The organism is Ensifer oleiphilus, from assembly GCF_013371465.1.
Classification (GTDB): Bacteria; Pseudomonadota; Alphaproteobacteria; order Rhizobiales; family Rhizobiaceae; genus Ensifer; species Ensifer oleiphilus.
In genome coordinates this window covers 24,778-47,852 of sequence record NZ_JABWDU010000009.1, presented here as the reverse complement: position 1 = coordinate 47,852, position 23,075 = coordinate 24,778, and the positions used below count along the sequence as shown (strand labels likewise).

At 61.9% G+C, this 23,075-nt stretch carries 17 protein-coding genes; 11 read left to right on the top strand and 6 right to left on the bottom strand.

Annotated elements, in window-relative coordinates; all coding sequences use genetic code 11:
- Positions 1-32: 32 nt before the first annotated feature.
- The gene (locus HT585_RS26200) at positions 33-989 is read right to left on the bottom strand and encodes a LysR family transcriptional regulator (RefSeq protein WP_176355738.1); all 957 of its coding nucleotides are present in this window, start codon (positions 987-989) and stop codon (positions 33-35) included.
- Between the two features lie 187 nt (positions 990-1,176).
- A complete protein-coding gene (locus tag HT585_RS26195) occupies positions 1,177-1,890 on the bottom strand; it encodes a hypothetical protein (protein ID WP_176355737.1) in 714 nt (237 codons plus the stop codon).
- Positions 1,891-2,148: 258 nt separating this feature from the next.
- On the opposite strand from HT585_RS26195, the gene HT585_RS26190 reads away from it, so the two are divergent.
- Positions 2,149-3,336 (top strand): acyl-CoA dehydrogenase, encoded by a 1,188-nt coding sequence (locus tag HT585_RS26190; protein ID WP_176355736.1) that lies wholly within the window; start codon positions 2,149-2,151, stop codon positions 3,334-3,336.
- A 10-nt stretch (positions 3,337-3,346) separates the two neighbouring features.
- A complete protein-coding gene (locus tag HT585_RS26185; protein ID WP_176355735.1) occupies positions 3,347-4,540 on the top strand; it encodes a CaiB/BaiF CoA transferase family protein in 1,194 nt (397 codons plus the stop codon).
- A gap of 59 nt (positions 4,541-4,599) precedes the next feature.
- Here the strand turns inward: HT585_RS26185 and htpG are convergent, their stop codons facing one another.
- Positions 4,600-6,489: a molecular chaperone HtpG gene (gene htpG, locus HT585_RS26180; protein ID WP_176355734.1), complete on the bottom strand. Its 1,890-nt coding sequence runs from the start codon at positions 6,487-6,489 to the stop codon at positions 4,600-4,602.
- 340 nt (positions 6,490-6,829) lie between these two features.
- On the opposite strand from htpG, the gene HT585_RS26175 reads away from it, so the two are divergent.
- The 4 genes from HT585_RS26175 to fabI are packed head-to-tail and all read left to right on the top strand — an operon-like array spanning position 6,830 to position 12,001.
- Positions 6,830-9,034, top strand: a complete 2,205-nt coding sequence (locus HT585_RS26175) for a DUF3141 domain-containing protein (protein WP_176355733.1) — start codon at positions 6,830-6,832, stop codon at positions 9,032-9,034.
- 38 nt (positions 9,035-9,072) lie between these two features.
- Entirely contained in the window at positions 9,073-10,011 is a 939-nt protein-coding gene (locus HT585_RS26170) for a phosphate acetyltransferase (RefSeq protein WP_210270578.1), read from the top strand.
- 2 nt (positions 10,012-10,013) lie between these two features.
- Positions 10,014-11,198, top strand: a complete 1,185-nt coding sequence (locus HT585_RS26165) for an acetate/propionate family kinase (RefSeq protein WP_176355731.1) — start codon at positions 10,014-10,016, stop codon at positions 11,196-11,198.
- Positions 11,199-11,215: 17 nt separating this feature from the next.
- Positions 11,216-12,001 carry an enoyl-ACP reductase FabI gene (fabI, locus tag HT585_RS26160; RefSeq protein WP_176355730.1) on the top strand — a complete coding sequence of 262 codons (786 nt, stop codon included), beginning with the start codon at positions 11,216-11,218 and terminating at the stop codon, positions 11,999-12,001.
- Positions 12,002-12,024: 23 nt separating this feature from the next.
- Here the strand turns inward: fabI and HT585_RS26155 are convergent, their stop codons facing one another.
- A complete protein-coding gene (locus HT585_RS26155; RefSeq protein WP_176355729.1) occupies positions 12,025-13,500 on the bottom strand; it encodes an NAD-dependent succinate-semialdehyde dehydrogenase in 1,476 nt (491 codons plus the stop codon).
- A 137-nt stretch (positions 13,501-13,637) separates the two neighbouring features.
- Positions 13,638-14,906, bottom strand: a complete 1,269-nt coding sequence (locus HT585_RS26150) for a 4-aminobutyrate--2-oxoglutarate transaminase (protein WP_173422973.1) — start codon at positions 14,904-14,906, stop codon at positions 13,638-13,640.
- A gap of 230 nt (positions 14,907-15,136) precedes the next feature.
- Between HT585_RS26150 and HT585_RS26145 the strand changes: the two genes are divergently transcribed.
- Positions 15,137-15,949, top strand: a complete 813-nt coding sequence (locus tag HT585_RS26145) for a MerR family transcriptional regulator (RefSeq protein WP_176355728.1) — start codon at positions 15,137-15,139, stop codon at positions 15,947-15,949.
- A gap of 21 nt (positions 15,950-15,970) precedes the next feature.
- Here HT585_RS26145 and fba read toward each other — a convergent pair whose 3' ends face one another.
- Positions 15,971-17,014 carry a class II fructose-bisphosphate aldolase gene (fba, locus tag HT585_RS26140; RefSeq protein WP_057211221.1) on the bottom strand — a complete coding sequence of 348 codons (1,044 nt, stop codon included), beginning with the start codon at positions 17,012-17,014 and terminating at the stop codon, positions 15,971-15,973.
- 754 nt (positions 17,015-17,768) lie between these two features.
- Here fba and HT585_RS26135 point away from each other — a divergent pair.
- From HT585_RS26135 to HT585_RS26120, 4 genes are read left to right on the top strand one after another with little or no spacing between them, the layout of a single operon-like run.
- Positions 17,769-19,367, top strand: a complete 1,599-nt coding sequence (locus HT585_RS26135) for a peptide ABC transporter substrate-binding protein (protein ID WP_176355727.1) — start codon at positions 17,769-17,771, stop codon at positions 19,365-19,367.
- Positions 19,368-19,421: 54 nt separating this feature from the next.
- Entirely contained in the window at positions 19,422-20,345 is a 924-nt protein-coding gene (oppB, locus tag HT585_RS26130) for an oligopeptide ABC transporter permease OppB (protein ID WP_176355726.1), read from the top strand.
- Positions 20,338-21,468, top strand: coding sequence for an ABC transporter permease (locus tag HT585_RS26125; RefSeq protein ID WP_176355725.1), 1,131 nt, complete (start codon positions 20,338-20,340; stop codon positions 21,466-21,468). Before oppB ends, HT585_RS26125 begins: the two co-directional genes overlap by 8 nt.
- Before the next feature lies 1 nt (position 21,469).
- Positions 21,470-23,071 (top strand): ABC transporter ATP-binding protein, encoded by a 1,602-nt coding sequence (locus HT585_RS26120; protein ID WP_176355724.1) that lies wholly within the window; start codon positions 21,470-21,472, stop codon positions 23,069-23,071.
- The last annotated feature ends 4 nt before the right edge of the window (positions 23,072-23,075 follow it).

Genomic DNA, 23,075 nt, shown 5'->3' with positions numbered 1-23,075 from the left:
CGCGTTCAAATTTATAACCTGAAATGTCATTATCAATATTGATGATGGTCAAGGCAGTGGTCGAGCGGGGCAGTGTCGGCCACATGCGCGAGGAAAGCGGCTTCAGCAGGGTTGAGGATGGAGTTCGGGTTGGAGATGCGAAACACATCCGTCGTCGGCAGGTTGTCATAGGGCGGCAACTGCCAGAGTTGGCCATCGGCGACTGCGGGCTCTGCCAGATGATCCGGCAGCATGCCGATGCCTATGTTGGACGCGATCAGCCGCATGACTTCCTCGACGTTGCAGGAAACGGCGCGAACCTGTTGGCCGAACGAGCCCAGGGCGCGCACGGCCGTCACCGAGTTCATGTGCTGGCCGCCGAGCACGTCGGCGATGAAGGCGATATAGGGATTGCCGCGCAGATCGTTGAAATCGACACCCTCGACGCCGAACAAAGGATGATCGCGGCCACAGTAGAGTGCATAGCGCTCGCGGACGTGAAAGGCCTTGTTCAGCCAGACCGGGATGTTGCCGTCGCAAAGCCCCATCGTCGCAATGTTGCGTTCGACAGCACTTAATACGTCGACAGTGGTGGCCACGGTCACCGATATCGTCACCTTCGGATGCTTGGCAAAGAAGCTGTCGAGCTTGCGGTCCCAGGCCGGGTTGTGGGCATGGCTGACGACATGAATGTTGAGATGCCCGGTGATCTCTTCTCCTGCGGTCTCCAGAACGTTGGGAAGCCGGATGACGGCCGCGAAGATGTCGCGGCACTGGGCGTGCAACCGGGCGCCGGCATCGGTCAGGTCGAAGCGGCCAGGGCGACGGTCGATGAGCTTTTGCCCGACGGTCTGTTCGAGCCGCTTGAGTGCCATGCTGACGGCCGGCTGCTGTAACAGGAGCCTGTTGGCCGCCGCGGTGATGCTGCCTTCCTCCACCACGACGACGAAGGTGCGCAGAAGGTTCCAGTCGAGATTGTGGGCGAAGCGTTCCAGACGATCATTGGCCATGGGGTGGATTACGATGGACCTCTATCAAGTCGGTGGCATTTCGGTGCGCGTGCAGACGGCCTGCGCGGCAGTTCCTTCTCTAGCCTTGTCGCCATATTGTCGCGGATTTGCAACTCGCACGCCGGCCGAACCCGACGCCGCGCAAGAATGCCACCGGGGGAATAGCCATTTCTATCGTCGGGAAGGTTCAGTTGGTCGTCGCTCCGCCGAAGCCTTTCCGCGGAATGTCCTTCTTCGCCACTGTGATTTGGCCTGGCCGAGGCGTGGCAAACTCGAAGGCTAGGCCTGACATGTCCAGTCGGCGCAGCACGGCGTAAAGCATGATCAGCATGCCGAGAAACTCAAGCGTTTCCTCGATCGTCGAGGCCACCAGATAGGCGGGGTTGAAGTAGGTGGGATCGGCCAGCAGGCCGCCCAGTGCTTCGAAGCCGAGAGCGCCCGTGACATAGATGGTGCCGGCGATGAAGAACAGGTTGCGTATTTCGGTGGGTTGCCGCAACACCCAGCGCAGGTAGGCCAGGGCAACGACGGCGGCGAGAATAAGCCCCGGTACGATCCAGGCGAATCCGGCGCCAGTCATGCCCGGCAATGCCAATTTATCGGTGGCGAGCAACCCGTGAAGCTCAGCCGCTTCATCCAGCGACATGTAGGCGAACACGACGCCGAGCCCCCACCACGGCCACGCCGAACCACCTTGTTGCCGTTCGGCCAATCCGACCAGCATGCAAGCGGCGCCGACAAAAACGATCAGGACCGAGCTTGCCCAGCTTGGAATGTTCAGCTCGCGATTGAGATCGAAGAGGTGGCCGAAATTCGTCACTGCTGTGGTGAGGGGGCCGCAACTCTTCAGCGTCCAACACACCATGACGAAGCAATGAATGGCGATCAGACCGGCAACCATCACCGCGATGAACCAGATAAGCGGTGTCAATTGGACATTGCAGATTCGACGATCCATGACGGAAGCACTCCGATAAAATGTCCCATTAAGGATATGGCAACCATAAGTCTTGGTCCATCAGGCATCGCTAAACAAGGTTAAGATCAGCATGCGGCGAGGGCCATTCCGCAGACGCATGAGGCGGTGCCTCAATTTCGTTTGAAAGCCTTGGTTCTGCTTGCCATAACCGCAAGTGGAAAAATCCGATGGGAGAGAGACATGGCCGGCAAGACGCAATTTCAATGGGATGACGCGTTCCTCCTCGAAGATCAGTTGACCGAGGACGAGCGTATGATCCGCGATAGTGCGCGGGCCTATGCGCAGGACCGGTTGCAGCCGCGGGTTATTGCCGCCTATCGCGAGGAATCGACCGATCCCGAAATCTTCCGGGAGATGGGCGATCTCGGCCTGCTAGGGGTCACCGTTTCGGAGACCTATGGTGGCGTCGGCGCTTCCTATGTCGCCTATGGTCTCGTTGCCCGCGAAGTCGAGCGCGTCGATTCGGGCTACCGCTCGATGATGAGTGTGCAGTCCTCGTTGGTCATCTACCCGATCTATGCCTACGGCTCGGAAGAGCAGAAGCAGAAATATCTGCCGAAGCTGATCAGCGGCGAATGGATCGGCTGCTTCGGCCTGACCGAGCCGGATGCCGGCTCCGACCCGGCGGGCATGAAGACCCGGGCGATCAAGACGGAGAGCGGCTACCGCCTCGTCGGTTCGAAGATGTGGATCTCCAATGCGCCGCTCGCCGACGTCTTCGTCGTCTGGGCAAAGTCCGAGGCCCATGGCAATGCCATTCGCGGCTTCGTGCTCGACAAGGGCATGAAAGGCCTTTCGGCGCCGAAGATCGCGGGCAAGCTGTCGCTTCGCGCTTCGATCACCGGCGAAATCGTCATGGACAATGTCGAGGTCGGTGAAGACGCAATGCTGCCCAACGTCGAGGGGCTGAAGGGCCCGTTCGGCTGCCTCAACCGCGCCCGCTACGGCATTTCCTGGGGTGCTCTCGGTGCTGCCGAATTCTGCTGGCATGCGGCGCGCCAGTACGGGCTTGATCGCAAGCAGTTCAATCGCCCGCTGGCCCAGACCCAGCTTTTCCAGAAGAAGCTTGCGGACATGCAGACCGAGATCTCGCTCGGCCTTCAGGGATCGTTGCGCGTCGGCCGGCTGATGGACGAAGGCCGCATGGCGCCGGAAATGATTTCGCTCGTCAAGCGCAACAATTGCGGCAAGGCGCTCGATATCGCCCGCATGGCCCGCGACATGCACGGCGGCAATGGCATCTCCGAGGAATACCAGGTCATGCGCCACATGGTGAACCTCGAGACGGTCAACACGTACGAGGGCACGCATGACGTACATGCGCTGATCCTCGGCCGCGCCCAGACCGGCCTCCAGGCCTTCTTCTGAGCCGCCAATCATGGAAGCGCCACTGAAGGGTATTCGCGTTCTAGAACTCGCCCGCATTCTCGCGGGCCCCTGGATCGGCCAGACGCTCGCTGATCTCGGTGCCGACGTCATCAAGGTGGAAAGCCCGGCGGGTGACGACACCCGCACCTGGGGACCGCCCTTCGTCGCAGACGAGGACGGAGGCAAGCTCGATGCGGCCTATTTCCACGCCTGTAATCGTGGCAAGCGCTCCGTTGTGCTCGATTTCACGACCGAGGAAGGGCAGGAAGCCGTGCGCCGGCTCGTGGCGCAATCCGACGTGCTGCTCGAGAATTTCAAGGTCGGCGGCCTGGAGAAGTACGGCCTCGACTATGAAAGCCTGAAAAAGGTCAACCCGCGGCTCATCTACTGCTCGGTGACAGGCTTCGGACAGGACGGACCCTATGCCCATCGCGCCGGCTACGACTATATCGTTCAGGGCATGAGCGGAATCATGGATCTGACCGGCGAGCCGGATCGCGAGCCGCAGAAGATCGGCGTTGCCTTTGCCGATATCTTCACCGGGCTCTACGGCGTCATCGCCGTCCAGGCGGCTTTGGCGCAGCGCGAGCGCACCGGCAAGGGGCAGCAGATCGATATGGCGCTGCTCGACTGCATGACCGGCGTGCTTGCCAATCAGGCGCTCAATTTTCTGGTCTCGGGAAAGGCGCCACGCCGCCTTGGCAACGCCCATCCCAATATCGCGCCCTACCAGGTCTTTCCGACGGCCGACGGGCATCTGATCGTCGCCGTCGGCAACGACCGGCAGTTCGTCAAGTTCTGCACCCTGCTTGGTCGCGGCGATCTGGCGACAGACGAGCGCTATCTGACCAACGCGCTCCGCGTGCACAATCGTGACAGCCTGACGCCGGCGCTTTGCGCGGAAACGGCAAGGTTCGAGCGGGATGCGCTTTTGACGCTGCTGGAAGAGGCAGGCGTTCCCGGCGGTCCGATCAACACGGTCGGAGATGTTTTTGCCGATCCGCAGATCGTGCACCGGCAGATGAAGATCGATACGCCGCACTCCGGTGCGGCTGGCGGCACGTCGCCGGGTGTTCGCACGCCGATCCGCTTTTCCGACGCCTCGCTGGTGCTCGATCGCGGTGTTCCGCGTCTCGGCGAACATACGGCAGAGGTGCTGGCCGAGATCGGTATGGCGGGTGTCTCTGAAAAAGAAAAAGGGTGAGGGGGATTTCTCCCGCTCACCCCATCAGTTCTACAATTTCAGGCGTTTAGGCCGGTGCGCTAAACCTTGAGCGCCCGGTTGAAGACGCGCGACAGCCGCTCGGCGAAGGCGCGCGGATCCTGCGGCTTGTCGCCATCGAGGACCCGGGCCTGGTCGAGCAAGAGCTGGACCGCATCGGTCCTGAAGGCGCTGTCGTCCGCCGGGCAGGCGGCGATCGCTGCAATCAGCGCATGACCGGGGTTGATCTCTAGGATCGGCTTGGCCGCGCCATCGAGTCGGCCGGCGCCCTGAAGCATCTTTTCCAACTGGCGATCGGGACCGTGTTCGGGCGCCACCAGGCAGACGGCACTTTCCGTCAGGCGATCGGAGGTGCGGACCTCGGACACGGCTTCGCCGAGCGTTTCCTTGGCGAAGGCGACGAAGTCTGTGACCGCCTGGCTTGTCTCCGGTGTGCTGTCAGTGCTGCCCTCAGGCTTTGCGATGCTGCCGAGATCCGCCGAGCCTTGCGTGATAGACTTCATCGGCTTGCCTTCGAAGTCCGGCGCCGACGTCACCCAGAAGCTGTCAACCGGGTCGGTGAGCAGCAGCACCTCGATGCCGCGTGCGCGAAAACCTTCGAGCTGCGGCGATGCCTTGAGCTGGGCGAGGTTGTCGCCGGTCAGGTAGTAGATCGCGGACTGGCCTTCCTTCATGTCCTTGACGTAGTCGGCAAGGCTGCGGTGACCATCTTCTGAGGTGGTCGTGCGGAAGCGGGAAAGCGCAATCAGCTGCGCTCGACGCTCGAAATCCTCGTAAATGCCCTCCTTCAGCACGCTGCCGAAGTTTTCCCAGATCGTGTCGAAGGTTTCGCGGTCGCTCTCGGCCAGCTTTTCGATCGCGGTCAGGACGCGGTTGGTCAGGCCCTTGCGGATACTCGACAATAGCGGGCTTTCCTGGATCATCTCGCGCGAAACGTTGAGCGGAAGATCCGAAGTGTCGACGAGCCCGCGCACGAAGCGCAGGTAGCGCGGCAGCAATTCGGCCTCATCGGTGATGAAGACGCGCTTGACGTAGAGCTTCATCCGGCCCTTGCGGTCCTGATCGAAGAGGTCGAAGGGCTTGGAGCCGGGCACAAAGGCAAGTGCGGTATATTCGTGCCGGCCCTCGGCACGGAAATGCACCGTCAACGCGGGATCGTCATACTGGCCGGAAACGCCACGATAAAAGTCGGCGTAGTCTTCCTTGGAAATCTCGCTCTTCTGCTTGGTCCAGAGCGCCGTGCCATCGCCGACGGCGACCGGCTCGGCGCCGGGCTTCTCGACGATCGAGATCGGCACCGGAACGTGGCCTGACTGGTCCTTGACGATGCGCTCGACCGTCCAGCGCGACGTGTAGGTCTTGGCATCTTCCATCAGGTGCAGGGTGATGCGCGTGCCGCGTGCCGGTGCGTCGGCCAGATCGGCGGCTGCCACCGTATAGCTGCCCTTGCCGTCTGACGACCAGACCCAGGCGTGGTCCGATCCGGCGCGGCGCGAGACGACATCGACGTTATCGGCGACCATGAAGGCGGAATAAAAGCCGACGCCGAACTGGCCGATGAGCTGCGCGCCTTCCTTGCCCTGAGCCGCCTCGATGCGCTCCATGAAGGCGCGCGTGCCGGAGCGGGCAATGGTGCCGAGCGCTTCCACGAGTTCGTCGCGGCTCATGCCGATGCCGTTGTCTTCAACGACGAGGCGGTTGTTTTCCTCGTCCAGCGTCAACCGGATGCCGGGCGTAGTGTCGCCGGCCAAAAGCTCGGGCGAGACGATCGCCTCGTAACGCAACTTTTCGCAGGCGTCCGCGGCGTTGGAAATCAGTTCGCGGAGGAAGACGTTCTTGTCGGAATAGACCGAGTGCACCATGAGATGGAGCAGCCTGGCTACATCGGCTTCAAAGACATGTTTCTCTACGGACATTTCAGTTTCGCTCATCGCGGTGGGAACTCCTTTGGGTTTCGCCCCAATTGGCAAGCTGCGTCCCAAATTTCAAGGGTCGTCTTGTGAAGGGCATGTTTCTGTATGATGCTGCAGTGCGAAAAGCCGAAACGACTGATGAGACGTGGACGCCGTTGACCGGTTGCGAGCCAAGCATATGGCAACGGTTAAGAGTTCGCGGCAACTCATCCACAGATGTATGCCTATGGCCTCTATGAGGCGTTTCGGTCCGCAGTACGCATGTCGTTCTTGACGTAAATCAACACGTGACCGCTTGCACTGCCCTATATCATTCGGGAACAGGCCCGACCCTCAATCAAACCGAGGAGTGGACATCATGCCGAAGCCGACAACCATCCCGACATTTTCTGACGCCTACGCTTATTCGTTGGACGCGTGGCAGCGTTCTGTTCTGTTTCTGGATGTCATGCGTGAGCGCGGCGCCCAATATGAGGAACACCGCACGCAAACCGCTCCAAACGTGCTGGAATTCGAGGTCGAACTCATCCGTGACGGGCGCACGCTCGAGCGGCCGGTGAACTATGCACTGGTCAAGATCGTTCCGCACGAAGATGTGGCGGTTGACCCGTCGAAGCGACCCTTTGTCGTCGTCGATCCACGTGCCGGCCACGGTCCCGGAATTGGCGGCTTCAAGGCCGATAGCGAAATCGGCGTGGTGCTGAAGGCTGGCCATCCCTGCTATTTCATCGGCTTTCTTCCAGATCCCATGCCCGGTCAGACCATTGAGGATATTGCTCTTGCCGAGGCCGGATTTCTGGAAACCGTGATTGCGCGCCATCCGTCTGCGGACGGCAAGCCCTGCGTGATCGGCAATTGCCAGGCCGGGTGGGCAGTGATGATCGTCGCCGCGCTCAGACCAGAGCTGTTCGGCCCGATCATTATCGCCGGCGCGCCGCTTTCCTATTGGGCCGGCGTGAAGGGGCAGAACCCGATGCGCTATTCCGGCGGACTTCTCGGCGGCAGCTGGTTGACGGCTCTGACCGGCGATCTCGGCGCCGGTATCTTCGATGGCGCCTGGCTGGTGCAAAATTTCGAAAACCAGAACCCGGCCAACACACTCTGGACCAAGCAGTACAACCTCTATTCGAGGATCGATACCGAAGCGGCGCGGTATCTCGGCTTCGAGCGCTGGTGGGGCGGCCATGTGACGCTGAACGCCGAGGAAATGCAGTTCATCGTCGACGAACTCTTTGTCGGCAACAAGCTTGCGGCCGGCGAGATCCGGACGTCCGACGGCACCGCGATCGACCTGCGCAACGTACATTCTCCAATCGTGGTCTTTTGCTCGAAGGGCGACAACATTACGCCGCCGCAGCAGGCACTCGGCTGGATCCTCGATCTCTATCACAGCGTCGACGAGATCCGCGCCTATGGCCAAACCATCGTCTACACCGTCCATGAGACGATCGGGCATCTCGGCATCTTCGTGTCGGCCGGTGTTGCGCGCAAGGAGCACGACGAATTCGCTTCCAACATCGACCTGATCGATGTCTTGCCCCCTGGGTTGTACGAAGCCGTGCTGACGTCGGCAAGCGAGGTCACCGAAGGCAGGGAGTTCGCTTCCGGCGAATGGCTGATGCGCTGCGAGCCGCGCACGCTTGACGATATCCGGGCGCTTGGTGGCAACGACGCCGAGGATGAACGGCGTTTCGCGACCGCGGCGAAACTCTCGGAAGTCAATCTCGCGCTTTACCGCACCTACCTGCAGCCAGCGGTTAAAGCGGCGGTGACGCCGCCCGTGGCCGAAGCGATGCGGAACCTGCACCCGCTGCGCCTGCAATATGCACTGTTCGGACCTGACAATCCCTTCATGAACTGGGCGAGGGCTCTTGCAGACCAGGTCCGCCAAACCCGCGAGCCGGTAGCCCGGGAAAATCCTTTCGTCGCGTGGCAGGAGAGCTTTTCGCAACAGATCGTCGACGGGCTCGAGACCTGGCGACGCACGGCCGAATATCTTTCAGAACAGAGCTTTCAGGCCATCTACGGCTCCGCGACGCTACAGGCGGCGCTTGGCATCGACGCGAGCACCGGAAAGCCGCGCAAGGCGGCAAAAAGCCCTCTGCATCAGGAACTCGTTGAGGCGCGGATCGCAGAACTTCGATCCCGAATGGCGCACGGCGGTATCTGTGAAGGTCTCGCCAGATGCCTGATATTCGTCGGTATGGCGCGCGGCGGCGCCGACGAGCGCGGCTTCGAGGCCGTGCGCCGGCTGCGGCAGGCTCATCGCGAGACGAAACAATTGGACCTTGCTACGTTCAAGGCGGTGATGCGCGAGCAATACTTCATGCTGCTGATCGACGAGGATGCTGCCCTTGCGGCACTTCCGAAGTTGCTGCCGGAGGCGATTGAAGAGCGCCGATCTGCTTTCGCTGCCCTTCGGGGAGTGCTCGAAGCGTCCGGTGCGGTAATGGCTGTCGCAGCCGAGCGGTTGCAACGGGTGGCGACGCTCTTTCGTCTCGACAGCGAGCCTCCGGTCTCGATCACTGCAGGCAAGACCGTTCGCAACCGCAAGGTATCCTGATCGACGAGGGAGTTTTCGACGTGTCCGAAGCAAGCGCAATGACGCCTGAACTGTCCAAATACGACCGCCTGATCGCAGCCGCGCAGGACGAAACGCCGGCTGTCACGATCGTGGCGCATCCTTGCGACGAGACATCGCTCCGCGGTGCGCTGGAGGCTGCCGAGTTGGGCCTGATTGCGCCTGTTCTCGTCGGCCCGCAGGCGAAGATCCGCACCGTCGCGGCCGAACACGGCCTCGACCTCGGCGGGCGCGAGATCGTGGATGTGCCGCACAGTCATGCTGCGGCCGCCAAGGCCGTCGCGCTGATCCGCGAGGGCCGGGGCGAACTCCTGATGAAAGGAAGCCTGCATACCGACGAGCTGATGAAGGAAGTTGCCGCCTCCGCGACCGGGCTCAGGACCGACCGAAGGATCAGCCACGTCTTCATCATGGATGTGCCGGGCCATGCCGAGACGCTGTTTATCACCGACGCTGCCATCAACATCTTTCCGGACCTCGAGGCCAAGCGCGATATCGTGCAGAACGCGATCGACCTCTGGGTGACAATCGGTCTCGGCGAGCCGCGTGTCGCCATCCTTTCGGCGGTCGAGACTGTAACGACGAAGATCCCTTCGACGATCGAGGCCGCCGCGCTCTGCAAGATGGCCGACCGCGGCCAGATCACCGGCGGCCTGCTCGACGGCCCGCTCGCCTTCGACAATGCGATCGATCCGGAAGCAGCGCGCATCAAGGGCATAGTCTCGCCGGTCGCCGGCAGAGCCCAGATCCTGGTGGTGCCGGATCTCGAGGCCGGCAACATGCTCGCGAAAAACCTTACCTTCCTGTCCCATGCCGACGCCGCCGGCATCGTGCTTGGCGCGCGGGTGCCGATCGTCTTGACCTCACGGGCAGATTCCGTCCGTACGCGTCTTGCATCCTGCGCCGTGGCTTCGCTCTATGCGGCGCGGCGACGGGCGGCACAAGTTCCGGCGGTGTAGCCATGGATGCACTCCTCGTCGTCAACGCCGGCTCGTCGAGCCTCAAGTTCCAATTGTTCGGGATCACCGATGGAGGGCTGGAACGCCAGATCAAGGGCCAGATCGGTGGCATCGGTACGCGCCCCCGGCTTCAAGCGAAGGGTGCCGACGGCGCCGTGCTCGTTGACCGGACCTATCCGGCTGACAAGGTCGGCGACCTGCCGGCAGCCATTGCTGCTGCTCGGGATTGGCTGCTGACGCTCGAAGGTTTCAAGCTTCGCGCTATCGGACACCGTGTGGTGCACGGCGGCCCCGACTTTGCGGCGCCTGTGCTGATCGACGCGGGTGTGCTCGAGAGGTTGGCGAGCTACCAGGATCTTGCGCCGCTGCACCAACCCAACAACCTTGCGCCTATCCGCCAGGCGATGGCGATCAATCCCGATGTGCCACAAGTCGCTTGCTTCGACACCGCATTCCATCATGGCCACCCGCAAGAGGTTAACTGCTACGCCATGCCGCGCCGTTTCTATGACGAGGGCGTGCGGCGCTACGGCTTCCACGGTCTTTCCTATGAATACATCGCCGAGCATCTGCGCGCGGTGGCGCCACAGGTGGCACGCGGCAGAGTGATCGTCGCCCATCTCGGCAGCGGTGCCTCGATGTGCGCGCTGCGCGACGGTCACAGCGTCGAGACCACCATGGGCTTTACCGCGCTTGACGGTCTGCCGATGGGAACGAGGCCGGGTCAGCTCGATCCGGGCGTTGTGCTCTATCTCATTCTGCAGCGCGGCATGAGCGCCCGGGCCGTCTCGGACCTGCTCTACCACGAGGCTGGGCTCAAGGGGCTTTCGGGCGTGTCGAACGACATGCGCGACCTTCTTGGCAGCGACGATCCGCATGCCAAGCTCGCCGTCGATCACTTCGTCTATCGTTGCGGTCTCAACGCGGGCATGCTTGCGGCCGCACTTGGCGGCATCGACGCCTTCGTCTTTACAGCCGGCGTCGGCGAGAACTCCGCCCCGATCCGTGCTCGGATTGCGGAGAGTATCGCGTGGCTGGGGGCCGAACTCGACCCGGCCGCCAACAGCATCGGCGCCACCCTGATCTCGACGCCCTCAAGCCGTGTCGCGCTCTACGTTCTTCCGACCGACGAGGAGTTGATGATTGCGCGCCACACGCTGGCGCTTCTGAAAACCGCGGTAGCCTGACCCAACGGAGGCAAGACATGTCCATTCCCGCAGCGAATGCGAAGCTTCTAGAAGGCCGCAAAGGCCTCGTCGTCGGCATCGCCAACGACCGTTCGATCGCGTGGGGCTGCGCTCGCGCCTTCCGCGCCCTCGGGGCCGAAGTCGCCGTCACCTACCTCAATGACAAGGCCAAGCCCCATGTGGAGCCCTTGGCGCGCGAGCTCGAAGCGCCGATCTTTATGCCGCTCGACGTTGCCGTTTCCGGTCAGATGGAGGCGGTCTTCGAGGAGGTTGAGAGGACTTGGGGAGAGCTGGACTTCGTCGTGCACTCAATCGCCTTCTCGCCGAAGGATACACTCGGCGGGCGCGTGGTTGACGTCCCTCGCGAGGGCTTCCTCAAGACCATGGACATATCCTGCTGGTCCTTCATTCGCATGGCGCATCTGGCAGAACCACTGATGAAGAATGGCGGCACGCTCTTCACAATGACCTATCACGGTTCGCAGGTCGTGGTGGAGAACTACAACATCATGGGTGTCGCCAAGGCGGCACTCGAAAGTGCGGTTCGCTACCTCGCGGCAGAGCTCGGCCCCAAGGGCATTCGCGTCCACGCCATCTCGCCCGGTGCGCTTGCGACGCGGGCTTCGTCAGGAATCCCGGAATTCGACGCGCTGCTCGAAAGGACCAAGGTCAAGTCGCCGGCCCGCGAACTTGTGGATATAGACGACGTTGGCGCGGCTACGGCGTTCCTCGCTCACGATGCCGCGCGGCTGATAACCGGGCAGGTCCTCTATGTCGACGGCGGCTACCACATCGTTGACTAATCGCGAGGACCACGTTTGAAACGTCAGATGTTGCCCATGCAGAGATACTTCATTTCCAGATAGTCCTCGAGCCCGTGGCGGGAGCCCTCACGGCCGATACCCGACTGCTTGATGCCGCCGAAGGGGGCGGCCTCCGAGGACATGCGCCCGGTATTGATGCCGACCATGCCGTATTCGAGCGCCTCGGCGACATGCCATACGCGCTTGAGGCTCTCGGCGTAGAAATAGGCGGCGAGGCCATAGATCGTATCGTTCGCCTCGGCGATCACCTGTTCGGCGGTCTCGAAGCGGATGATCGGGGCGATCGGGCCAAATGTTTCTTCCTGAGCGACGCGCATGTCGGTCGAGATGCCGGTAAGGACCGTCGGCTCGAAGAAGGTGCCCGACGTGCCGATGCGACGCCCGCCGGCGCGCACTTGCGCGCCTTTCGACACGGCATCGGCGACGTGGGCTGCGATCTTCTCGATCGCGTGCCGGTCGATCATCGGGCCGATGGTGACGCCGGCGGAAAAGCCGTCGCCGACGGAGAGTTCGGCGACGCGCGCCACGAATTTCTCGGCAAACGCGTCATGCACAGCCGATTGAACATAGATGCGGTTGGCCGAAACGCAGGTTTGACCGGCATTGCGGAACTTCGCCTGGACCGCACCATCGACCGCCTCGTCGATATCGGCATCGTCGAAAACGATGAAGGGGGCATTGCCGCCGAGTTCCAGGCTCACCTTCTTGATCTGATCTGAACACTGGCGCATCAGCAGGCGCCCAACTTCGGTCGAGCCGGTAAAGCTGATCTTGCGGACCTTGGGGTTGCTGCAGAGTTCGCGCCCAATCGCAGCCCCTTCCGAAGCGTAGAGCAGATTGACGACGCCTGCAGGGAAGCCGGCCTTCTCGGCGAGCACGAACATGGCGCCGGCAACGAGTGGCGTCTGTTCGGCGGGCTTCAACACGATGGTGCAGCCGGCGGCAAGCGCGGGCGCGATCTTGCGGGCGACCATGGAAGCAGGAAAGTTCCACGGGGTAATCGTACCGACGACGCCGACCGGCTGCTTGATGACGAGCATGCGTCGGTCATTGGCTGGTGCCGGGAAGGTTTCGCCATAGATGCGCTTGGCCTCCTCGGCGTACCACTCGACGTAGGCGGCAGCGTGCAGCACCTCGCCCTTCGATTCCCCTATCGGCTTGCCCATTTCGGTGGTGAGGATGGCGGCGAGATCGTCGGCATGGGCAATAATCAGGTCGTGCCAGCGTCGAAGCACGGCACTTCGATCCTTGGCCGGTTTTGCTGCCCAAAGGGCTTGCGCGGCGGCGGCCGCATCGATCGCAGCACTCGCCTGTGCAATGCCCATATCCGGCAACGACGCCAGCAACTCTCCGCTCGACGGGTTGAAAACATCGAAGGTCGCGCCCGTCCAATTCCCGGCGCAATGCGCAACGCCGTCTAAACCAGAAAACAGTTCGGCGTCACGCAGGTGTTTGGTCAAGGCCGGCGTCAGGGTCATGATGGGCGTCCTCCAGCGATGCCCGTCGCATGCCGACCGGCCCGCTTCCTGTTTGTTTTTGCGGGCGTCGTTCCTCCCGACGCCCGGAGCCATTTCATCGGCCCGGACAACCGCGTTAGCGGTCGCCCGGCAAGGCGTCAACCGCGCGCTTCGAGGATCGAGGCTTCGAGGATGTCGAGCGCCTCGGCAAAGACGTTGTCCTGGATCGTGATCGGTGCCAGGAACCGAATGACGTTGCCGTGCACGCCGCAGGTGAGCAGGATCAGGCCCTTGTCGAGCGCGATCAGCCGAACCTTGTTGGCGAAATCGGCGCTCGGCAGATTGGTCTTCACATCATTGAATTCCACGGCGTTCATGAAGCCCGGGCCGCGGATGTCGACGATCTCGGGCGCCTGCTCGCGGATCGCGGCAAGGCGCTGCTTCAGTCGGCCGCCAAGCTGTTCGGCCCGTTCACAAAGTTTCTCCTCGGCTATGACGTCGAGCACGGCATGCGCTGCGGCAATACCGAGCGGATTGCCGCCATAGGTGCCGCCAAGACCGCCGGGGGCCGGCGCGTCCATGATCTCGGCGCGGCCGGTGACGGCAGCGAGCGGGAAGCCACCGGCAAGGCTCTTTGCCATCGTCATCAGATCGGCAGCGACCTCGTGATGATCCATCGCAAACATCTTGCCCGTGCGGGCAAAGCCGGTCTGGACTTCATCGGCAATCAAGAGGATGCCGTGCTGGTCGCAGATTTCGCGCAGTGCCTTCATGAAGGCTGGCGGAACCGGATAGAATCCGCCTTCGCCCTGCACCGGCTCGATGATGATCGCTGCGACCCGGCCAGGATCGACATCGGCGGCAAACAGCTTCTTCAGCGCGGCCAGCGACTGCTCGACGGTGATGCCGTGAAGCTCGATCGGGAAGGGCGCGTGGAAGACGTCGCCCGGCATGGCGCCGAAGCCGACCTTGTACGGCACCACCTTGCCGGTCAGCGCCATACCCATGAATGTGCGGCCGTGGAAGCCGCCGCCAAAGGCGATCACGGCCTGGCGGCCAGTCGCCGCACGGGCGATCTTCACCGCATTTTCGACAGCCTCAGCACCTGTGGTGACGAAGATCGTCTTCTTGGCGAAATCGCCGGGCGCGAGCGCGTTCAGGCGCTCGGCGAGATGCACATAGGTCTCGTAAGGCACAACCTGATGGCAAGTGTGGGTGAAACGATCGAGCTGCGCCTTGACGGCGGCGATCACCTTCGGATGGCGGTGGCCGGTGTTGACCACGGCAATGCCGGAGGCGAAGTCGATATAGCGGTTGCCTTCCTTGTCCCAGATCTCGGCGTTTTCCGCACGGTCGGCGTAGATCTGCGTGGTCATGCCCACGCCGCGGGAAATGGCAGCGTTCTTACGATCGGTGAGGCTAGTCATGGTGCGTGTCCTGTTGCTGGCGAAGGCAATATGTTGCATTTTTTCTGCAAGTTTATTTAGGAAGTGGTACATCTTTCAAAATGGAATGCAAATCAAATTTGGTGATCGAGAGACCACTGGCGCTGATGAGGCATTCTTGTAAAAGCTTGGGCCGGACGGCTAAGTTCGCCAGCGCGCGTGTGCGGCGCAGATTCGCTGCCGGGCCAGACGGTTGTAACAAGGAAGAAAAAATGAGCGGCGTGCGCTACAAGGTTGCCGAGGCTGCACGACTGGCGGGTGTGTCCGCCTCGACGCTCCGATTGTGGGAGACGCAAGGGCTGGTCGTTCCGGAGCGCTCACCGACGGGTCACCGGCAATACACGGAAGCCGATCTTGCCCGGTTGAAGCGCATTTCCTGGTTTCGCGTCGAACGCGGTCTGAACCCCGCAGCGATCCGAGAGGCGCTCGAAGCCGAGGCGGCTGCGGACGACGACGCGCCGGCGGCGGGAGAGAGCGGGATCGACAATCAGGTCGGCCGCAAGTTGCGCAGTCTGCGCCATGCCGCCGGCAAGACGCTGGAACTGGTCGCGAGCGAAATCGGGATTGCCGCTTCCGTGCTCTCCACGCTCGAGCGGACCTCGCAAGGCGTGTCGGTTGCCGTCTTGCATAACATCGCCGAGTATTTTGGAACGACGGTTTCGAGCCTGTCGGGCGAGGCGGAGGCTGACGCACGGGCCGTCGTTCGCGCGGGTGAATGGCGTGCCTGGCCGAAGACGACGCCCGGCGTCACGGTGCAGCTTCTTGCCGATGGTCGCAACCAGATGGACTGCCATCGATTTGTGCTGGAGCCCGGCGCTTCGAGCGAAGGCGCCTACCGGCATGAGGGAGAGGAATTCGTCTACGTGCTTTCTGGGCGCGTCGAGTTCATTCTCGACAATGACCAGTTTTACGACCTTGGCGTCGGCGACTCGCTCTACTTCGAAAGCAAACGCCGCCATGCCTGGACAAACCGGCATGACGGCGAAACGGTGCTTCTGTGGATCAACACGCCGCCGACATTCTGACAGCGGCGTGCCTCATGCCAATCAGGCCGCGGCGTAGCGCTTGGCCATTTCCGGCAGGCGCAGAGTGCGGATCTTCGATGCCTTGCCGGCAGTCCGGAAAGCTTCGAAGCGCTCGCGGCAAACCTCGGTCATGAGAGCCGTTGCCGGCTTCAGATAGGTGCGCGGGTCGAAATTCTCCGGGTTCTCGGCGAAGTTCTTGCGGATTGTGCCGGTCATGGCCAGACGCAGGTCGGTGTCGATGTTGACCTTGCGAACGCCGAGCGGGATCGCCTTCTGGATTTCGGAGACCGGAACACCCCAGGTCGGCTTCATCTTGCCGCCATAGGTGTTGAACAGATCCTGCAGATCCTTCGGAACCGACGACGAACCGTGCATGACGAGATGGGTGTTCGGCAGGCGCTTGTTGATCTTGGCAATGGTTTCGATCGACAGGATGTCGCCATCCGGCTCGCGGGTAAACTTGTAGGCGCCATGGCTGGTGCCGATGGCGACGGCAAGCGCATCGACGCCGGTCTTGGTGACGAAGTCGAAAGCCTGCTCCGGATCTGTGAGCAGTTCCTCGCGCGACAGCTTGCCCTCGAAGCCGTGGCCATCTTCCTTGTCGCCGGCGCCGGTTTCAAGGTTGCCGAGGCAGCCGAGTTCGCCTTCGACCGAAACACCGGCCGCATGCGCGATCTTCACGACTTCGGCAGTGACTGCGACATTGTATTCATAGCTGGCGACGGTCTTGCCGTCCTTTTCGAGCGAACCGTCCATCATGACCGATGTAAAGCCGTTGGTGATCGCCGAAATGCACGTCGACGGTTGGTCGCCGTGGTCGAGATGCAGACAAACCGGAATGTGCGGATATTCTTCCGCTGCGCCCAGGATGAGGTGGCGCAGGAAAGCGTCGCCCGCGTAGGAGCGAGCACCGCGGCTGGCTTGCAGGATAACGGGAGAATCAGTGGCGTCAGCAGCGCGCATGACGGCCTGAATGTATTCGAGATTGTTCACATTGAACGCCGGCAGTGCGTAGTCGTTCTCCGCCGCATGGTCGAGCAGTTGCCGCAATGTGATCAATGCCATTCGATAATCTCCCTTTATATGTCTCTGCGCAATTTGGTGCGCGACGAAATTGGTCCGGCCGTGCCGTCGCCCGTGGCTCCATCGACACCATTCGATGGCCGGATTTGCCGTGCGACGTGACAACGCGTGCGAAATGGTCGCGCCCACCGAAGTCAGGCGCACAATAGTTCATCAAAGTGGTTTGGCAACGGGCGAGGGGCTGGCTGCGAGGGGTGTCGGACGCGCTTCAATCGATTTTACTGTGGACTGGATGCAACAGGACGGATCTAACCGTTTCGCTTTCTAGTGGTGCGTCACAGCCGGTCGAACCGATCGGGCCAAATGCTACTTTTGCGCGTGCCGTTGGCGAGTTGCACTGGGTTGGAAATTGCCAGTGCGGAAGCACGGTGTTACCGTCCAGTCGACGTTCTGCAAGAAGATTGCGGCTAAGGCCCTGTTTCTTTCCGCACATTACGTAAACTGCCTCTTGAATTCACGAAGTTTGCACGGCGGCTGATTCCTGGCCACTATCCGGCAAAGCGCCGGCCGCATCTAAAACGTTACAGTAGATAGGCGTGGATGACCGCGCCGCTGTCACATCTGCGTCGCAAAAGCGACGAAAACGATCGCAAACGAAATACAACTTTAAAGTTCACAAAATTACGGCTCTATAGATAAAGATGCAGCTGGCTGCAGAATCCGCCTTGCGTTTGCGAAAGATTTGCACTTCTCTCCTGCGATCACAAACCCAAAAAAGGGGAAGGAGAGAAACGAAATGGCCTCACTGAAACTCAACCTTAGCGCTGCCGCGCTGATCGGCTCGTTGCTCATCGGAGCAAGCCCGGCTCTTGCCGAAGCTGTCCTGCATCGTGGCAATGCCGGTGAGCCGCAGACGCTGGACCAGGCCCATACGTCGATCAACATCGAAGAGTTCATCCTGAAGGATCTCTACGAAGGCCTGACGATCTATGACGCTTCGGGCAAGATCGTCCCGGGTGCAGCCGAAACGTGGGAGCTTTCGGACGACGGCACGGTCTATACGTTCAAGCTGCGCGCTGATGCCAAGTGGTCCGACGGTTCGCCGGTGACGGCCGAAGATTTCGTCTTCTCGTTCCGTCGTGTCGAAGACCCGAAGACCGCTGCCGGCTACGCCAACATCCTCTTCCCGATCAAGAACGCCGAAAAGGTCAACAAGGGCGAACTGCCGACCGATCAGCTCGGCTTGAAAGCCGTCGACGACAAGACGCTTGAAATCACGCTTGAGCGCCCGACCCCGTTCTTCCTCGAACTGCTGGCGCACCAGACCGCGCTTCCGGTCAGCAAGGCGAGCGTCGAAAAGAACGGCGCGGACTTCGTCAAGCCGGGCGTCATGGTTTCGAACGGTGCATTCACGCTCGCCGCCCACGTTCCGAACGACAGCCTGACAGCCGTCAAGAACCCCAACTACTGGGACGCCGCCAACGTCAAGCTCGACAAGGTCATCTTCTACCCGATCGACGACCAGGCCGCTTCGGTTCGCCGCTTCGAAGCCAAGGAAATGGATCTCGCCTACAACTTCTCGGCCGATCAGCTTGATCGTCTGCGCAAGTCCCATGGCGACCAGGTCCACGTGTCGCCGACGCTCGCGACCTACTACTACGCCTTCGACACCCGCCAGGAGCCCTATAGCGACGTTCGCGTCCGCCAGGCGCTGTCCATGGCCGTCGACCGTGACTTCTTGGCCAAGGAAATCTACGCAGGCTCGCAGCTTCCGGCCTACTCGATGGTGCCCCCGGGCATCGAGAGCTACGGCGACCCGTCCAAGGCCGAGTTCGGCACCCTGTCGCAGCTCGATCGCGAAGACAAGGCGCTGGCTCTGATGAAGGAAGCCGGTTACGGCGAAGGTGGCAAGCCGCTCGAAATCGAGTTGCGCTACAACACCAATCCGAACCATGAGCGCGTTGCGACTGCCGTTGCCGACATGTGGAAGAACACCTTCGGCGCCAAGGTGTCGTTGGTGAACCTCGACGTGTCCTCGCACTACGCCTACCTGCAGGAAGGCGGCAAGTTCAACGTGGCGCGCGCCGGCTGGGTTGCTGACTACGCCGATGCCGAGAACTTCCTCGCTCTCAGCCTCAGCTCCAACAAGACTTTCAACTACGGCCACTTCGAAAACGCTGAATTCGATGGCCTCATGAAGAAGTCCTACGAGGAGCAGGATCCGGCAGCGCGCTCCAAGCTGCTGCATGAAGCCGAAGCTCTGCTGATGAAGGAACAGCCGATCGCTCCGCTTCTGACCCAGGCCGACCTGTGGCTGGTTTCCGACCGCGTCAAGGGCTGGCAGGACAACTCACCGAACCAGCACCTGAGCCGGTTCCTGAGCGTCGCCGAATAACGAACAGGGACGACGCGCGGCGAGAATGCCGCGCGTCGCCTCCGGAGTAAGTCCATGATTTCCTTCATCCTTCGCCGATTGGCGAGTGCGGTGCCGACCTTGTTTATCGTCGTCACCATTTCGTTTTTCCTGATGCGGTTTGCCCCTGGCGGCCCCTTCAACCTCGAGCGTCCCCTTCCGCCGCAAACGATGGCGAACCTGATGGCGACGTATCAGCTCGACCAGCCCCTGTGGCGCCAATACGTTCACTATCTTAGCAATGCGGTGACCGGCGACTTTGGCCCGAGCTATATCTACAAGGACAACAACGTCGCGCAGTTGATCGGCAAGGGCTTGCCCTATTCGATTGAGCTCGGCCTGTATGCCCTGTTGTTTGCAGTGATCGGCGGCGTCATCGCCGGCACGATTGCCGCGCTTCGGCAAAACAGCATCCTCGACTTCACGATCATGTCGGTCTCGACGCTGGGCGTCACAGTACCGAACTTCGTCGTTGGCCCTGTGCTCACGCTGGTCTTTGCCATCGGCTTGGCCTGGCTACCGGCTGGCGGCTGGGGCGACGGTTCGATGCGCTACCTGATCCTGCCGATGATCGCGCTGGCGCTGCCGCAGTTGGCCGTCTTCGCGCGCCTGACCCGCGGTTCGATGATCGAGGCACTGCACACCGATCATATCCGCACCGCCAAGGCCTATGGTCTCCCCGCAAGAACCGTTGTCGTTACCCACGCCATGCGCGGGGCGATGCTGCCTGTCGTCTCCTACCTCGCACCTTGCGCGGCGGCACTGCTGACGGGCTCGGCCGTGGTCGAGACGATCTTCACCATTCCGGGCGTCGGTCGCTACTTCGTCCTCGGGGCGATCAACCGCGACTATACGCTGGTAATGGGCACGGTCATTCTCGTTGCCATCTTCGTTATCGTTTTCAATCTTTTGGTCGACATTCTCTACGGCCTGCTCGATCCGAGGGTTCGCCATGACTGATATCGTCCAGACGCCGGCGGCAGCGCCGGAAACCAAGGGGCGTAGCCTCTTCCAACTGGCTGCCATGCGCTTCAAGCGCAACCGTGCGGCCATGGCCGGCTGTGTCATGCTGGCGCTGATCGCGGTCTTCTCGTTCCTGGGCCCGCTGTTCGTGCCGCATACCTATGATCAGGTGTTTCCGTCCTACGTGAACATCGGTCCGAGTCTCGAGCCGCGCCCGGATACGTCCACGCTGCAAGAGGTCATGGAAGGCGTTGCGACACGCGCCCGCGTGACGTTGAAGGAGTTCAACGTTGAGGGGGAGGCCTTCACCGCGACCATCACCTCCGAGCAGCCGATTGACGCGCGCGCGACGCGCTACTTCGATCGTGCCAACGAGTTCCGCGACACCCAGGTCGTGGCGACCGAGGACGAGGGGCGTACCCTCAAGGTCACCGGCCAGGTCGACCGCGAATACTTCCCGTTCGGCACCGATTCGAACGGTCGCGACCTCTTGGTGCGCGTCATGCTCGGTGGCCAGATTTCGATCGCCGTCGGTCTGCTCGCCAGCCTCGTGTCGCTCGGCATCGGCGTCGTCTACGGCGCGACATCGGGCTACATCGGGGGCCGCGTCGACAACGTCATGATGCGATTGGTGGAGATCATGTATTCTCTGCCCTTCGTCTTCCTCGTCGTTGTTCTCGTCGTCTTCTTCGGGCGGTCGTTCATCCTGATCTTCCTGGTGATCGGCGCGGTCGAATGGCTGGATATGGCCCGCATCGTGCGTGGCCAGACACTGGCGCTGAAACGGCGGGAATTCGTCGGCGCGGCGCAGGCACTCGGCCTGACCGACTGGCAGATCATCCGCCGGCACATCATTCCGAATACCATCGGTCCGGTCATCGTCTTCGTCACCGTCGTCGTGCCGAAGGTGATCCTGCTCGAGAGCTTCCTCTCCTTCCTCGGCCTGGGTGTTCAGGCGCCGCTGACGAGCTGGGGCGCGCTGATCTCGGAAGGCGCCAACAACATCCAGTCCGCACCCTGGCTCTTAATCTTCCCGGCCATCTTCTTTGTTCTGACGCTGTTCTCGCTGAACTTCGTCGGCGACGGCCTGCGCGACGCGCTCGACCCGAAGGACCGCTGATATGGCTGATACCAACGAAACGATCCTGGCCGTCCGCGGCCTCAAGGTGAACTTCTCGACGCCGGATGGCACGGTCGATGCGGTCAAGGGCATCGATCTTGATGTGCGCACCGGCGAGACACTTGCGGTGGTCGGTGAGTCCGGCTCGGGCAAGAGCCAGACGATGATGGGCATCATGGGCCTGCTTGCCAAGAACGGCACGGTTACCGGCTCCGCCCGCTATCGCGGTCAGGAACTGGTGGGGCTTTCGCCCAAGGCGCTGAACGGCGTGCGCGGTTCCAAGATCACCATGATCTTCCAGGAGCCGATGACCTCGCTCGACCCGCTCTACACGATCGGCCGGCAGATTGCCGAGCCGATCGTCCATCACCGCGGCGGCACGTTCAAGCAGGCGCGCGCGCGCGTGCTGGAACTGCTCGAACTGGTCGGCATCCCCGAACCGGGCCGGCGCATCGATAGCTATCCGCACGAGCTTTCGGGCGGCCAACGCCAGCGTGTGATGATCGCGATGGCGCTTGCCAACGAGCCGGACCTGCTTATTGCCGACGAGCCGACGACGGCCCTTGACGTGACGATCCAGGCACAGATCCTGGATCTGTTGAAGTCGCTGCAGAAGCGCTTCGGCATGGCGATCGTGCTGATCACCCACGACCTCGGCATCGTCAAGCATTTCGCCGAACGGGTCGCAGTGATGCGCCGTGGCGAAGTGGTGGAGCAAGGCACCACGGCCGACATCTTCGAGCGGCCGCAGGCCGACTACACGAAGATGCTGCTCGCGGCAGAACCGAGCGGCCGCAAGGCAGCACCGGCAGACAATGCGCCGATCATCCTTGAAGGCCGGGACGTCTGTGTCGATTACGCGATCGGCGGCGGCTTCTTCACCCGCGGCAATGCCGTATTCCGCGCGGTCGACAAGGTCACCTTGCGTCTTCGCGAAGGCCAGACGATCGGCGTTGTCGGCGAATCCGGCTCCGGAAAGTCGACGCTCGGGCGGGCGTTGCTGCGGCTTCTGCCGAGCAGCGGCTACTACCGCTTCGGAACGACAGACATTTCCGGCTTCGATCGCGGCCAGATGCGTCCGCTCAGGCGGGCGCTGCAGCTGGTGTTCCAGGATCCCTACGGTTCGCTGTCTCCACGCCGCACCGTCGGTGAAATCATCACCGAAGGTCTGCACGTGCACGAGCCGGCACTCAGCCGCGCCGATCGCGACCGTCGTGCCATCGAGGCGCTGAAGGAAGTCGGGCTCGATCCGGCGTCGCGCAACCGCTATCCGCACGAGTTTTCGGGTGGCCAGCGGCAGCGCATCGCCATTGCGCGCGCGATGATCCTGAAACCGAAGGTCGTCATTCTCGACGAACCGACGTCGGCGCTGGACCGCTCGGTGCAGGGGCAGGTGATCGAGCTTCTGCGCGATCTGCAGCGCTCGCACGGTTTGTCCTACATCTTCATCAGCCACGATCTGTCGGTGGTGAAGGCGATGTCGGACTACGTAATCGTGATGAAAAACGGCAAGATCGTCGAAGAAGGCGATACCGACGGGATCTTCGACGCGCCGAGGGAGCCGTACACCAGGACGCTGATCGGGGCAGCCTTCAACGTCTGAGGCG

Coding starts and splice junctions, on each gene's coding strand:
- HT585_RS26185 (WP_176355735.1), top strand. CDS start 3,347: ATGGAAGCGCCACTGAAGGGTATTCGCGTTCTAGAACTCGCCCGCATT.
- HT585_RS26200 (WP_176355738.1), bottom strand. CDS start 989: ATGGCCAATGATCGTCTGGAACGCTTCGCCCACAATCTCGACTGGAAC.
- HT585_RS26155 (WP_176355729.1), bottom strand. CDS start 13,500: ATGACCCTGACGCCGGCCTTGACCAAACACCTGCGTGACGCCGAACTG.
- HT585_RS26135 (WP_176355727.1), top strand. CDS start 17,769: ATGGCCTCACTGAAACTCAACCTTAGCGCTGCCGCGCTGATCGGCTCG.
- HT585_RS26175 (WP_176355733.1), top strand. CDS start 6,830: ATGCCGAAGCCGACAACCATCCCGACATTTTCTGACGCCTACGCTTAT.
- oppB (WP_176355726.1), top strand. CDS start 19,422: ATGATTTCCTTCATCCTTCGCCGATTGGCGAGTGCGGTGCCGACCTTG.
- fba (WP_057211221.1), bottom strand. CDS start 17,014: ATGGCATTGATCACATTGCGGCAACTGCTCGACCATGCGGCGGAGAAC.
- HT585_RS26125 (WP_176355725.1), top strand. CDS start 20,338: ATGACTGATATCGTCCAGACGCCGGCGGCAGCGCCGGAAACCAAGGGG.
- HT585_RS26150 (WP_173422973.1), bottom strand. CDS start 14,906: ATGACTAGCCTCACCGATCGTAAGAACGCTGCCATTTCCCGCGGCGTG.
- fabI (WP_176355730.1), top strand. CDS start 11,216: ATGTCCATTCCCGCAGCGAATGCGAAGCTTCTAGAAGGCCGCAAAGGC.
- HT585_RS26190 (WP_176355736.1), top strand. CDS start 2,149: ATGGCCGGCAAGACGCAATTTCAATGGGATGACGCGTTCCTCCTCGAA.
- HT585_RS26170 (WP_210270578.1), top strand. CDS start 9,073: ATGACGCCTGAACTGTCCAAATACGACCGCCTGATCGCAGCCGCGCAG.
- HT585_RS26165 (WP_176355731.1), top strand. CDS start 10,014: ATGGATGCACTCCTCGTCGTCAACGCCGGCTCGTCGAGCCTCAAGTTC.
- HT585_RS26145 (WP_176355728.1), top strand. CDS start 15,137: ATGAGCGGCGTGCGCTACAAGGTTGCCGAGGCTGCACGACTGGCGGGT.
- htpG (WP_176355734.1), bottom strand. CDS start 6,489: ATGAGCGAAACTGAAATGTCCGTAGAGAAACATGTCTTTGAAGCCGAT.
- HT585_RS26120 (WP_176355724.1), top strand. CDS start 21,470: ATGGCTGATACCAACGAAACGATCCTGGCCGTCCGCGGCCTCAAGGTG.
- HT585_RS26195 (WP_176355737.1), bottom strand. CDS start 1,890: ATGGTTGCCGGTCTGATCGCCATTCATTGCTTCGTCATGGTGTGTTGG.